Here is a 12,941-nt window from a genome sequence, read left to right on the forward strand (position 1 = left end):
AAGAACTCCTGATGCGGACTATTTATGAATGCATGGCTGGCGCGGCTGCTCAAACGCCTAGCGCTCTGATTTCAGCCGGTAGAGCAGGTCCAGCGCTTCGCGCGGGGTCAGATCATCGGGGCTGATGGCATCGAGCAGCTTGAGCGCCGGGCTGTCTGGCTGGGGTTCGAAGTCGGCCACTTCTTCAGCCACAGAGGCAAAGAGCGGTAGCGCCTCGACTGCGTCCGGCTTGGTTTCGAGCTTTTTGAGCACCTGTTCGGCGCGTTTCACCGCGCGCGCAGGCAGCCCTGCCAGCCGGGCGACCTGTACACCATAGGAACGGTCGGCAGGCCCGGAAGCGATGTCGTGCAGGAAGACCAGCTCATCCTTCCATTCCTTGGCACGCAGCGACAGGTTCGCGGCGTAGGCGAGGTCTTCAGCCAGACCCGTTAGCTCATGATAATGGGTAGCAAAGAGCGCGCGGCACTTATTGGTGTTGTGAAGGTGTTCGACAGCGGCCCAGGCAATGGCGAGCCCGTCATAGGTCGAGGTGCCACGGCCGACCTCATCGAGGATGACAAAGCTGCGCTCGGTCGCCTGATTGAGGATTGCGGCTGTTTCGACCATCTCGACCATGAAAGTGGAGCGTCCGCGCGAAAGGTCATCGGAGGCGCCGACGCGTGAGAAGATACGGTCTGCGATCCCGAGCCGGATCGACGCTGCCGGAACGAAGAGACCGGCCTGCGCCAGAATAACAGCAAGGCAGGCCTGACGCAGATAGGTCGACTTGCCGGCCATGTTCGGCCCGGTGACCAGCGCAAGACGCGGGGCGGCCGCGCCCGAGGCATCAAGGCTGAGATGATTTGCGGTGAAGCCTTCGCCTTCGGCCTTGAGGGCGGCTTCAACGACGGGGTGGCGCAGGCCCTCGGCGTCGAAGACAGGCTCATCGGCAAGCTCTGGACGCACTGCGTCATTACGGTCTGCCCAATCGGCGGCCGCGGCGGCGACATCGATTTCAGCCAGCGCATGCGCGGCGGCAGAGATCGCGTCATTTACAGCCTCAACCCGCAGGCAAAGCTCACGGTAAAGCTCCATCTCGCGGGTCTGGGCGGCCTCTTCGGCGCGGGAGATGCGCCCGGCAAGGTCCGACAGCTCTGCGGTCGAGAACCGCATGTTGGACGCAAGCGTCTGGCGGTGGATAAAGGTCTCGGCATGGGGCGGTTTCAGCAGCGCATCGCCATGGCGGGCGGGGACGTCGATGAAATAGCCGAGCACATTGTTGAACTTGATCTTGAGCGCGCCGATGCCGGTCTCATCGCAATAGCGCGCCTGAAGCTCAGCGATGATCTGGCGGCTGTCACGGCGCAGCGACCGCGACCCGTCCAGCGCCTCATCCCAGCCATCGGCGATAAAGCCGCCATCACGGGCCAGCGTTGGCAGATCTTCTGCGAGCGCATTTTCGAGGTCTGTTGCGAGCGCGGCGAGGTTTTCATGGCGCGCCGGATCGAGCGCGCCTGCGGCCGCTTCGATAAGATGCGGCAGGCCGGTCTGAAGCTGTGTCAACTGCTCTGCCATCGCGCCGCCTTCGCGGACCGCTCTCGCAATCGCGGCGAGATCACGCGGGCCCCCGCGCTCCAGTCTTATACGGGTCCGCGCCCGCTCCAGGTCCGGCACTGCTTTCAGGCTGGCGCGGACATCTCCGCGCAGATCGGTTTCGCTGAGAAAGAAAGAGAGCGCATCATAGCGCGCTTCGATCAGCGCCCGCTCACACTCAGGCCGCGACAGCCTGTCGGCGAAGAGACGCGCGCCGGGGGCGGTCAGCGTGAGGTCGACCGTGGCAAGCAGTGTGCCCTTTCGCCCGCCCTGCATCGCGGTGTCGATCTCAAGGCTTGCCCGTGTTGCCGGGTCGATGGAAAGCGTGGTCGCCTCGCCGCGCCGGTTGGGCGGATCCAGCCGAATATCAGCGCCGGCCTGCGTCAGGCTGAGATAGTCGAGCAGCAGGCCGCAGGCAGATAGCTCCGCCTTGGAGAAGGCACCGAACCCATCGAGCGCAGCAAGCTTATAGGCCGATTTCAGCGCAGCCTCGCCCGAGGAGGGGCTGGCGGCGCGCGATGGCCGACGCGTCACCGGGATGCGCAGCGCCGATAGTGCCTGGCGTATAAGAGGGCGGGCCTCGTCGTCTTCTGTGACCAGAAGCTCACTGATTGGCAGGCTGGCTGTCTTTTCCGCCAGCGTTTCCGGCGTGACGGAGATGATCTCGAACGCGCCGGTGGAGACGTCGCAGGCGGCAATGGCGGCATCAGCGCCGCCGGTGGCAAGCGCGATCGCGGCAAGCACCTGTCCCTGCCGGGCGGACAGAATCGTGTCCTCAGTGATCGTGCCCGGCGTGACGATGCGCACCACGTCCCGGTTCACGATGGATTTCGAGCCGCGCTTCTTCGCCTCTGCCGGGCTCTCTGTCTGCTCGCAGACGGCAACGCGTTCGCCCGACCTGATGAGCCGTGCGAGATAGGCTTCGGCGGCGTGGTAGGGCACGCCTGCCATCGGAATTGGTTTGCCTTCATGCTCGCCGCGGGCCGTCAGCGTGATGTCCAGGACCTCGGCGGCTTTCACCGCATCATCGAAAAACAGCTCATAAAAGTCGCCCATACGAAAGAAGAGAAGGGCGTCGCTGTGGCGGCCCTTTATCTCGAGATATTGCGCCATGAACGGGGTTGGCGCTTTGGTCTCTGATGGGGGCTGGGTGGCTGAGTCTGGCATCGGGACAAACTTAACGGATTCGCGGGGCCTGTGCGCAACCGAAATAACCAGCGGCATGCGGGTTGTCGCCCCCACCGCAGCGGCTTAGAGACGAAATTCAGTAACAGTGCAAACCTGAAGGCTATCTGCCATGACGTCCAAGCGTCCGACCTTTACCGACAAGGAAGCTCTCGACTTCCACAGCCACCCACAACCAGGCAAGCTGTCCATCACGCCAACAAAGCCGATGGCCACGCAGCGCGACCTGTCGCTTGCCTATAGCCCGGGTGTTGCTGTGCCGGTGAAGGCGATCGCGGAGAATGTCGACCTCGCCTATGAGTACACATCCAAGGGCAATATGGTTGCTGTCATCTCGAATGGCACGGCGATCCTCGGGCTTGGCGATCTGGGCGCGATGGCCTCGAAGCCCGTCATGGAAGGCAAGTCTGTCCTCTTTAAACGTTTTGCCGACGTCGACTCGGTCGATGTCGAGGTCTTCACCAGAGACACTGAAGAGTTGATCCAGACCGTCAAGAATATTGGCGAGACGTGGGGCGGCATCAATCTTGAGGATATCGCCAGCCCCGAATGCTTCATCATCGAAAGCCGTCTTCGCGAAGAGCTTGATATCCCGGTCTTCCATGATGACCAGCACGGCACGGCGATTATCGCGGCCGCTGGCATTATCAATGCCTGTCACATCACCGGCCGCAATCTTGAAGATGTGAAGGTTGCGATTTCCGGCGCGGGCGCGGCAGGTCTTTCCTGCGCGGGCCTCATCCGTCACCTTGGTGTGAAGGCAGAGAACATTCTGATGTGCGACTCCCGCGGTGTCGTCTATGAGGGCCGCACGGAGAAGATGGACCAGTTCAAGTCCGCCTTTGCCGTGAAAACCGAAAAGCGCACACTGACCGAAGCCATGGAAGGCGCCGACATCTTCCTCGGCCTTTCCATCGCGGGCGCCGTGACCAAGGAGATGGTCGCAGGCATGGCGAAGGATCCGATCATCTTTGCGATGGCCAACCCGGATCCGGAAATTACGCCTGAGGACATCAAGCAGGTGCGCGACGATGCCATCATCGCGACGGGCCGGTCGGACTATCCCAACCAGGTCAATAATGTTCTCGGTTTTCCCTACATCTTCCGTGGCGCGCTCGATGTGCGTGCCCGCTCGATCAATGAAGAGATGAAGGTTGCCGCCGCGCAGGCGCTGGCGGAACTGGCGCGTGAAGACGTGCCAGACGAAGTCGCCGCCGCCTATCATGGCTCGCGCCCGCAATTTGGCCGCGACTATATCATTCCGACGCCGTTCGACCCGCGTCTCATCAGCTTCATTCCGCCCTTCGTGGCGCAGGCTGCGATGGATACCGGCGTTGCGCGCAAGGAAATCCCGGACATGGACGAGTACCGCCGCATGCTGGCGCGCCGTCTCGATCCAACGGCCTCCTTTGTGCAGAGCGTGCAGGCTGCCGTACGTGAGAAAAAACCGCGTATCGTCTTTGCAGAGGGCGAGGAGCCATCGGTGGTGCGCGCCGCCTTCTCGTTCAAGAACCAGGGTCTTGGTGAGCCAATCCTGATCGGCCGCGAAGAGCAGGTTACCCGGACCATGCAGCAGATGGGTGTGCCGGAAGGCTCACTTGAAATCGTCAATGCGCGCCTGTCGGACCGCAACCCGGAATATACCGATTACCTCTATGACCGTCTGAAGCGTCAGGGCTTCCTGCGCCGCGATGCCCAGCGCCTCGTCAATCAGGACCGGAACGTCTTTGGCTCGTGCATGCTGAAATTCGGCGATGCCGACGGCATGATCACCGGCGTGACGCGCAATTACGACGTCGCTCTGAAAGACGTGCAGGCCGTCCTCGACCCGATCCCGGGCAAGCAGGTCATCGGCATGTCGATGGTCATCAACCGCGGCAAGACGATCTTTATCGCCGACACCTCCATCACAGAGCTTCCGGTCGCCGAGGATCTCGTCGGCATTGCCTGCGAGGCAGCGAGCTCTGTCAAAGCGCTCGGCTTTGCCCCGCGCGTGGCGTTCGTGTCCTATTCGACCTTCGGCAACCCGATGGGCGAGCGCGCCGAGAAAGTGCGCGAAGCCGTCGCCATGCTGGATGCGCGCGACGATATCGACTTCGAATATGAAGGCGACATGTCCGTCGACGTTGCGATGAATCCTGGCCACAAGCTGGTCTATCCGTTCTCACGCCTGACGGATTCGGCCAACGTCCTCGTCATGCCAGCCATCCACTCGGCTGCGATCGCCACCAAGCTGCTCACCTCAATGAGCCGCGCGACGGTGATCGGACCGATCCTGCTCGGCTTTGAAAAGCCGGTGCAGATCGCGTCACTCGGCGCAACGGTGAACGATATCGTAAACCTGGCGACCTTCGCCGCTTTCGACATCGACAAGCTCGGTCACATCAAGGCGGCTGAATAGGTGCGCTTCCTGGCCTCAGCCAGAAACGAATTGAACGGCCCGATATCAGCTCTTGGCTGGTGTCGGGCCTTTTTCATTGGGGACGCCTTCGTTCGGCAAGTCTTCGGGCTCGTCGATCCTGATTCCCTTGGCGTGGTCGGGGCCATAGCGCATCACGAACAGTATGAGCAGGACCGGCGGGATAGTGTAGAGCGCGGTGACCGTGAAGAAGCCTGCCCACCCGATCGATTCTGACAGCGGGCCTGACGTCGTGGTCGCGGCAAGCTTACAGAAAAAGGAATAGGCCGAACTGAGAAGAGCGTACTGGGTCGCCGCAAATTTGCGATCTGCCAGCGAAGACATGTAGGCGATAAAGACTGAACCGACGAAACCGGCCGCCAGATTGTCCGCCACGATGACGCCCATCAGCGCCCAGACAGTCGGCGTATGGACGACGGCGCCCGGCGGTGGTTCCACCCCTTGCGAGACGGCATTGGCGACAATGTCGAGGTTCGGACCGGCGGCGATCGCCAGCGCAGCGAAAGCGCCATTGGTCAGAAGTGTAATGACCCCGCCGGCGATCATGGCGCGCATGAGATTGTATCGCACGGCAACGAAGCCCCCGACAAAGCCGCCGATGATGATGGGCCACGGGCCGAGGATGCCCTGGATCCAGCCGACCGTTTCACGGCTGTAGCCAAGGTCGACATAGAAAGGGCTCGCCATGACGCCCATGGTGAAGTCGCTGATCCGATAGAGCGTGACGATCCCGGCGACAGGAATGACCCAGATGCCAAACTTGCGCACGAGCTGCCAGAAAGGCTCAATCACCGCGTCTTTGACTTTGCCAGCGAAAGACTTGCTCTCATCGGCGAAACGCTCAATCCGGTCTGGCTCTGAGATGACGAAGATGACGATGGCGCCGATCACCAGCATGATCACAGCCATGAGCGCATAAGCAAAATGCCAACTGGTAGCCCCGGCAATCACCATACCCATGCCAGAGAACATGATCGCGAAGCGGTAACCGAGATTATAGATTGCGGCCATATTGGCCTGTTCTTCATTCGGCGCAGACTCGATACGCCAGGCATCCACGGCGATATCGAGCGTGGCGCCCGAGAAAGCCAGAACGAGCGCGCCGATCACGACAGGCATCAGGGCGATGGCCGGATCACTGGAGCTGATCAGGAAGAGGCCAAGCGATGTGCCGCAAATGGCCAGGATCATCCAGCCGCGCCTCTGGCCGAGCAAACTTGTCAGAACGGGCAGCTTGATTCGGTCGACGGCTGGCGCCCACAGGAACTTCAGGGAGTAGGCAAAGGAAACCGCATAGAGTCCGCCGATCGATGCGCGGTCGATCCCGGACTCACGCAGCCAGAATGACAGCTTGGAGAACACCATCATGAGCGGCAGGCCCGAGGCGAACCCCAGGATCAGCATGAAAGCCATGGTCGGCTTCAGGTAACTCTTGAAGGCGCTTGATAGCGTCTCGCGCGGATTCGTTGCGCCCGATTGCGTCGTCTCGCTCATGCAGCGCCCTGCCGGCGCGCGGTCCAGTCATTGGCGAGACGGCGGAGCGCTTCGGCGTCGAGCGGTTTGGCGGCGACGCCATCGGCACCGGCTTTGCGGGCACGGCGCTCGATCTCGGGATTGATTTCTGCGGAGATTGCAATGATCGGCATGGTGTTTCCGGCCTCTCTCAGGGCTTTCATTGCTTCATAGCCGTCCATGATCGGCATACGCAAATCCATAAAGATCAGCGCAGGCGGAATATTCTCGACGCTGTCGATCGCTTCGCGGCCGGTCGATGCAACAGTGACGGTGTAACCAGCCGATTCGAGGGCGCGGCGCGCAATCAGCGCGTTGACAACATTGTCGTCAGCGATGAGCACACGGCCGCCCTTGGGGGCGTCCTGTTCTTCGTCTCCGCCTGTAGTGCCCGCCGCGACGAGGGCGGCGCGTTCGACCAGGGATCTATCGCGAAGCGGTCGCACCAGCCAGCCGGCAACGCCGATGGCGTGGAACCGGCTGAGAAGGCCGCGGTCTGCCGATCGCAGGACCACAAGGACCGGCGCGATCTCGGTCAGCGCCTTCAGGCTGCGTTCGGGAAGCTCAGCTGCCGCCATGATGAGGGCGGGTTTGGCACGACGGGCCTCTACGGCGTTCTGGACCATCGAAATACGCGCGCCATGATCATTGAGCGCGCCCCAGGCCGATAGCGCCGTGGAGGCGGGCAGACCGGCAAATGCGATGGAGAGCCCAGCCAGACGATCAGAGCGGACGGCCTCAGGGCCTTCTATGACGTCTGCCGGAATTTTCGAGCGGAAGCATGTGCCTGCGCCGGGCGCACTTCGCAAGGTGATGCTTCCGCCCATCGCTTCGCTGAGCCGTTTCACGATGGCAAGTCCAAGACCGACCCCGCCATCCTTGCGCGCATCATCAGACGAGGTCTGGCGGAAGGCGTCGAAAAGGCGTTCCTGATCGGCCGCCGCGATCCCAGGGCCGGTGTCGCGGACATTGAAGACGAGACTGCCGTCATAATAATCCATATCGACAAGCACGCTGCCGGTTTCGGTGAATTTCAACGCGTTGCCGACAAGGTTGAAAAGGATCTGGCGGAGCTTTCCGGCGTCGGCAGTCAGACTGGCCGGGACGTTGGGGCGGCAGAGAACGCCAAGGTCGAGGCCTGCGGCATGCGCGCGCGGCGAGAGGAGTTCAGTCACCTCGCGGGCAAGGTCGCGCACGCAGAAGGTTTCAGGTTCGATCTCCGGAACGCCTGTATCGAGGCGCGCATAGTCGAGGATATTATTGAGCAGATCGAGAAGCCGGGAACCGGATGACCGGATCGCTTCGGCATATTCCTTCTGGGCAGGGTCCAGCTCTGTCTCCAGAAGCAGGGACACCGTGCCCAGAATACCGTTGAGCGGCGTGCGGATTTCATGGCTGGTGGTCGCCAGAAAGGCCTGTTCGGCCGAAGGGGCGTCGTTCTTCTCTGTCATGCCAGGCGGTGTAACGCCAAAAATTGAGGAATCGCTTAACCGCGTTTCAGCGCGCAAGCGCGTGCGTGTCGCCGACGGTCTGTCCATCGGGCAGGCGCCGCCGATAGCTGAGCGCTTCGGCCACGTGAACACGTTTGATACCACCTGCACCGTCAAGGTCTGCGATGGTGCGCGCGACTTTCAAGACGCGGTGATAGGCCCGCGCAGAGAGCGCAAGTTTTGCTGCCGCATCAGAGAGAAGCGAGCTGGCCGCCTCATCGGCGGAGGCAATCTCAACCAGGCGCCGGGTCGGTGCATCTGCATTGACCGGGCGGCGCGCTTCGCGTGGATCAGTCTGCTCATAGCGCTCTGATTGGACATCGCGCGCGAGCTGGACACGCTGCCTGGCCTCGGCGGTGCCTTCCGAAGGCGACGGCAGAGCGAGGTCGACGGCGGTGACGGGCGGGGTGTCGAAGAAAAGATCGATGCGGTCGAAAAAGGGCCCGGAAATGCGCGCCTGATACTGGCGGGCGCAGGCCGGTCCGCGCCGGCAGGCCCCATCGCCCGGACCGCCGCCGCACCGGCAGGGGTTCATCGCCGCGATGAGTTGGAAACGGGCGGGATATTTCACATGCCGGTTGGCACGCGAAATAACGACCGCGCCATCCTCAAGCGGCTGGCGAAGGCTGTCGAGAACCTGCGCCGGAAATTCGGGAAGCTCATCAAGAAAAAGGACGCCGTGATGGGCAAGCGAAACCTCTCCCGGGCGCGCCTTGATACCGCCGCCGACCAGAGCCGCCATTGATGCAGAATGATGCGGGGCGCGGAACGGGCGCTGGCGCGATAGCTGGCCGCGCTGAAGCATGCCTGCCACAGATTGTATCTGCGACACCTCAAGAAGCTCGGTTGCCGATAGCGGCGGCAGGAGACCGGGCAGGCGCTGGGCCAGCATGGATTTGCCGGACCCGGGCGGGCCGCAGAAGAGAAGATTGTGCCCGCCAGCCGCAGCAATTTCGAGCACACGCTTGGCCCCGTCCTGACCTTTCACATCTGCAAGGTCAGGCACGGCGTCCGGGGCGGCGAGTTCACCGGCAACAGGCGCAGGCAGACTGACCCGGCCAGCGAAATGATTGATCATGGAGATGAGGTTCGCGACCGCAATTGTGCCGTCGCCCGCCCACGCGGCCTCGGGCCCGCAAACTTCCGGGCAGATGAGCCGGAGGTCCATCGCCTGCGCCGCCATGGCGGCTGGCAGGACGCCAAGCGTCTGGCCGAGCGCGCCGTCAAGCGACAGCTCTCCAATTGCGGCATGACCATCAAGTGCGTCAGGCGCGATCACACCCATGGCTGCAAGTACGCCGAGCGCGATGGCAAGGTCATAATGGCTGCCTTCCTTGGGAAGATCGGCCGGGGCGAGATTTACGGTGATCCGCTTGGGCGGAATGGCGAGGCCTATGGCGGAAAAGGCGGCGCGCACACGTTCGCGGCTCTCGCCAACCGCCTTGTCCGGCAGGCCGACGATGGTGAAAAAAGGATTGCCTGACGTGATGTGGACCTGAACGTCGACAGGTTTGGCCTCGATCCCCTCGAAGGCAAATGTCGTAACGCGGCAGACCATGGCGACTTCCTTTCGCTGTTCCGCCTAGCACAAAGCGCAGAACAAAGAAAGAACAATATCGCCCTATAGTTCAAGGCATGGGCCGCTCATGCCTAGTCGAGGCGGATAATGGCGTCCGGGTCGTCTTCAGGCTCAAGCTCAGGTGTATCGACCTCTGCGGCGATGCTGCCCGCCGGATTGTTGAGCGTGGGGGTCTGCACCTCAGGCAGCTGATCGAGGGTCGTGGACTGCGGCGGCGTGGCCGGAAGGTTGATGCCCATTCCGTTCGGTGCCGGTGCGTCAGGGGTGCGCAGGTTGAAACCGCTATCGGTCTGCGCAGGCGGCACAGGGTCGCCGCCGGGAACGCGCAGATTGAAGCGCGAGCGGCTTGGCTGGCTTGTTTCTGGTGTGGACGCCTCGGCGACAGCGTCTGTCTCGGCTTGCACCGTTTCAGGATCGACAGGCGCTTCCTGGGAACATGCTGTTCCAACTAGTGCGATAGCCAGACCAGCGGCGAGCGAAAGTGCTTTCATGTTCATGTCTCCAGAGTGTGGGTGTGCTCAGGTTTTGGCAACTCTGTCTTGCACACAATCCCAGAAAATTGCTGCCGCATCTATCCCGGCGAAGCGTTTCAGCTCCTGAATGCCGGTCGGAGACGTGACATTTACTTCGGTGAGTTTGTCACCGATTACATCTATACCAACAAAGAGCTGATCGCGGCGGCGGAGCTCTGGGCCGATTGCCGCGCAGATTCGTAGGTCGATCTCACTTAGCTCTGACGGTTCGGCTGTGCCGCCGACATGCATGTTGGAGCGGGTCTCGCCCTTCTTCGGGCGCCGGTTGATCGCGCCAACGGGCTCTCCATTGACCAGAATAACGCGCTTGTCCCCATTGCTGACGGCGGGCAGGAATGCCTGTACGATCATGGGCTCGCGGGTGCGCTCCAGAAACATTTCCATCAGCGATGAGAAATTGCTGTCATCTTCCTTCATGCGGAAGACACCGGCCCCGCCATTACCATAGAGCGGCTTGATGATGATGTCGCGGTGGCGCCGACGGAAGGCTTCGATGGCCTTGAGGTCGCGCGAGATAAGCGTGTCCGGAATGATCTCCGGGAAGAGAAGCGGGAACAGTTTTTCCGGGCCCGACCGTACAAATTCCGGATCGTTGAGCACCAGCGTCTTGCCTTTCAGGAGCTCCAGAAGGTGACAGGCGGTAATGTAGGACATGTCGAAAGGCGGGTCCTGACGCATCAGGACAACGTCAATGTCTTCGGCAAGGTCGAGGATGGTTTCTTCACCAAACACGCCGGGCGTTTCCTTGACGCGCTGCACCCTGGCCGGGCGCGCGCGGGCAAGCAGCTTGCCGCTGTCAAAGCTCAGATGATGGGGTTGATAGACGAACAGCTCATGGCCGCGCGCCTGCGCTTCTTCGGCCAGAGCGAAAGTCGTGTCGGCATTGATGTCGACTTCTTCCAGCGGGTCCATCTGGATCGCGATGCGCAAGCTCATACCGGTCAGCCTTATATCAGTGTCTTCAGACAGGCTATATGAAGGTGATTGGCCGCCTTGATAAGCGCCGAGCTCGCATTCCTTTCATGACGCGCATGAAAAACGCCCCTCCCGGAAGGAAGGGGCGCACATCAGATTTGAGGTGAAATCCCCGGGAGGAAGGGGGTTTATTCTGGCAGGATCACGCCGTCGATGGCGTGGATGACGCCGTTGGAGGTGTAGACATCTGCCATGATCACTTCGGCGCCGCCGACCGTGATCGTGCCGTCGGTGTTAACGACATCGATTGTCTCGCCGCCGAGGGTTTCGACTTCGGTCGTGCCTTCAGCAATGTCGCCCGACTTGATCTTGCCGGACACGACGTGAAGTTTGAGGATCGCCTGAAGCTGGTCGATATTCTCGTCCATCAGCAGGGTCTCGACGGTGCCGTCTGGCAGCGCTGCGAAGGCGTCATTGGTTGGCGCAAAGACGGTGAACGGGCCATCGCCTTTCAGTGCATCGACGAGGCCGGCTTCGGTGACGGCTGTCACGAGCGTAGAGAAGCTGTCATTGCTAGCAGCCGTATCGACAATGTCCTTCTTGTCCGACATTTCCTTGTGGTGATCGGCATAGGCAACGCTTGCGCCGCCAACGAAGAGGGCAGTTGCTGCAACGGATGCGAAGAGTTTTTTCATGGGGAAGCTCCTTGGGTTGTGGTGCTTGTGTTACGGGCCCCAAAAGCGATTGGATTATTAAAAAACCTAAATATTACAACGCAATGTTCGAGCAGAAAATTGTGGCAATACATGGAATACGGGCCGCAGGCTGAACTGGATCAATCCAGATCGTCGCACCCTGGAGGGGCAGAATTCGTTATGGCGGTTGGCCCGGCGCCCGCGCTGCTCCATATTCGGCCCACCTCATAGAACAGGACCTGACCCGATCATGATCAAAGCGTTCACCGCCCTTGCCGGACTTGCCATCGTCGCTGCCTGTGCCCAGTCGCCCGCTACCGGTTCGCAGACCGGACAGATGGGCGCCGAAACCGACCCCGTGCTCGAGACGAAGGTTCTTGGATCGCTCAACTATCGCCCGCGTATTGCGCTTCCGCAGGATGCGGTCGCTCATCTCAGTGTTCGCGGCGCCGGCAGTGATGAGGCGGAGCTTCTGGCAGAGCAGAGTTTCGCTCTGAATGGCCGCCAGGTCCCGATCCCGTTCGAGATCATCGTGCAGCAGGAGGCTGAAGACGGCGCGCTCGGCTTGAGCGCCGATATCCGCTCAGGCGCCGGTGAGCTGCTCTGGCAGACCGATGAGGCTCGCGCCTTCGCTGCCAATGGCACGCAGACGGATCTCGACATGGTGATGCTGGCCCCGGCTGGCAAAAATCTCGTGACGCTGGAGGACCTCGCAGGCCGCGAGTGGATGATTGCACGGCTGAATGGCAAGCCTGTGCTTACGTCTGTGCCGATCACGCTGACCTTTTCCGAAACCGGCCAGATCAGCGGACAAGCCTCCTGCAACGCCTATACGGCGAGCGCCTCTGTTGAAGATAGCATGTTGAGCATCGGCCCGGTGGCGCTGACGCGGAAAGGCTGCATGCCGGACGTCATGGTGCAGGAAGCCTTCTATCTCGACCTGCTGGAATACGTATCGCTGATGCAAATCGACGAAACGGGTCTGCTGACGATGTCTGCAGATACGGGCGAAACGCTGACGGCGCGCTAGGGCGCCGCCCG

General features: G+C 61.5%; 9 protein-coding genes. 2 read left to right on the forward strand and 7 right to left on the reverse strand.

Annotated elements, in window-relative coordinates:
• Positions 1-57: 57 nt before the first annotated feature.
• On the reverse strand, positions 58-2,739 hold the full coding sequence (gene mutS, locus F550_RS0114275; RefSeq protein WP_026180798.1) for a DNA mismatch repair protein MutS: 2,682 nt from the start codon (positions 2,737-2,739) through the stop codon (positions 58-60).
• Between the two features lie 130 nt (positions 2,740-2,869).
• Here mutS and F550_RS0114280 point away from each other — a divergent pair, with 130 nt between their 5' ends.
• A complete protein-coding gene (locus F550_RS0114280; RefSeq protein WP_018149255.1) occupies positions 2,870-5,158 on the forward strand; it encodes an NADP-dependent malic enzyme in 2,289 nt (762 codons plus the stop codon).
• A 45-nt stretch (positions 5,159-5,203) separates the two neighbouring features.
• Here the strand turns inward: F550_RS0114280 and F550_RS0114285 are convergent, their stop codons facing one another.
• The 6 genes from F550_RS0114285 to F550_RS0114310 all read right to left on the reverse strand — a co-directional run bounded on the left by F550_RS0114285 (position 5,204) and on the right by F550_RS0114310 (position 11,900).
• Positions 5,204-6,670, reverse strand: a complete 1,467-nt coding sequence (locus F550_RS0114285) for an AmpG family muropeptide MFS transporter (RefSeq protein ID WP_018149256.1) — start codon at positions 6,668-6,670, stop codon at positions 5,204-5,206.
• Entirely contained in the window at positions 6,667-8,139 is a 1,473-nt protein-coding gene (locus tag F550_RS0114290; protein WP_040501154.1) for an ATP-binding protein, read from the reverse strand. Before F550_RS0114290 ends, F550_RS0114285 begins: the two co-directional genes overlap by 4 nt.
• 46 nt (positions 8,140-8,185) lie before the next feature.
• Positions 8,186-9,736, reverse strand: coding sequence for a YifB family Mg chelatase-like AAA ATPase (locus F550_RS0114295; RefSeq protein WP_018149258.1), 1,551 nt, complete (start codon positions 9,734-9,736; stop codon positions 8,186-8,188).
• A 92-nt stretch (positions 9,737-9,828) separates the two neighbouring features.
• Positions 9,829-10,248, reverse strand: coding sequence for a hypothetical protein (locus tag F550_RS0114300; protein ID WP_156807950.1), 420 nt, complete (start codon positions 10,246-10,248; stop codon positions 9,829-9,831).
• 27 nt (positions 10,249-10,275) lie between these two features.
• Positions 10,276-11,226, reverse strand: coding sequence for a glutathione synthase (gshB, locus tag F550_RS0114305; RefSeq protein ID WP_018149260.1), 951 nt, complete (start codon positions 11,224-11,226; stop codon positions 10,276-10,278).
• Positions 11,227-11,393: 167 nt separating this feature from the next.
• Complete coding sequence (locus F550_RS0114310; protein WP_018149261.1) at positions 11,394-11,900, reverse strand: fasciclin domain-containing protein; 507 nt, start codon at positions 11,898-11,900, stop codon at positions 11,394-11,396.
• Positions 11,901-12,150: 250 nt separating this feature from the next.
• On the opposite strand from F550_RS0114310, the gene F550_RS0114315 reads away from it, so the two are divergent.
• Complete coding sequence (locus F550_RS0114315; RefSeq protein ID WP_018149262.1) at positions 12,151-12,930, forward strand: META domain-containing protein; 780 nt, start codon at positions 12,151-12,153, stop codon at positions 12,928-12,930.
• Positions 12,931-12,941: the final 11 nt, after the last annotated feature.

Source organism: Henriciella marina DSM 19595 (genome assembly GCF_000376805.1).
GTDB lineage: Bacteria > Pseudomonadota > Alphaproteobacteria > Caulobacterales > Hyphomonadaceae > Henriciella > Henriciella marina.

Coding starts and splice junctions, on each gene's coding strand:
- mutS (WP_026180798.1), bottom strand. CDS start 2,739: ATGCCAGACTCAGCCACCCAGCCCCCATCAGAGACCAAAGCGCCAACC.
- F550_RS0114280 (WP_018149255.1), top strand. CDS start 2,870: ATGACGTCCAAGCGTCCGACCTTTACCGACAAGGAAGCTCTCGACTTC.
- F550_RS0114285 (WP_018149256.1), bottom strand. CDS start 6,670: ATGAGCGAGACGACGCAATCGGGCGCAACGAATCCGCGCGAGACGCTA.
- F550_RS0114290 (WP_040501154.1), bottom strand. CDS start 8,139: ATGACAGAGAAGAACGACGCCCCTTCGGCCGAACAGGCCTTTCTGGCG.
- F550_RS0114295 (WP_018149258.1), bottom strand. CDS start 9,736: ATGGTCTGCCGCGTTACGACATTTGCCTTCGAGGGGATCGAGGCCAAA.
- F550_RS0114300 (WP_156807950.1), bottom strand. CDS start 10,248: ATGAAAGCACTTTCGCTCGCCGCTGGTCTGGCTATCGCACTAGTTGGA.
- gshB (WP_018149260.1), bottom strand. CDS start 11,226: ATGAGCTTGCGCATCGCGATCCAGATGGACCCGCTGGAAGAAGTCGAC.
- F550_RS0114310 (WP_018149261.1), bottom strand. CDS start 11,900: ATGAAAAAACTCTTCGCATCCGTTGCAGCAACTGCCCTCTTCGTTGGC.
- F550_RS0114315 (WP_018149262.1), top strand. CDS start 12,151: ATGATCAAAGCGTTCACCGCCCTTGCCGGACTTGCCATCGTCGCTGCC.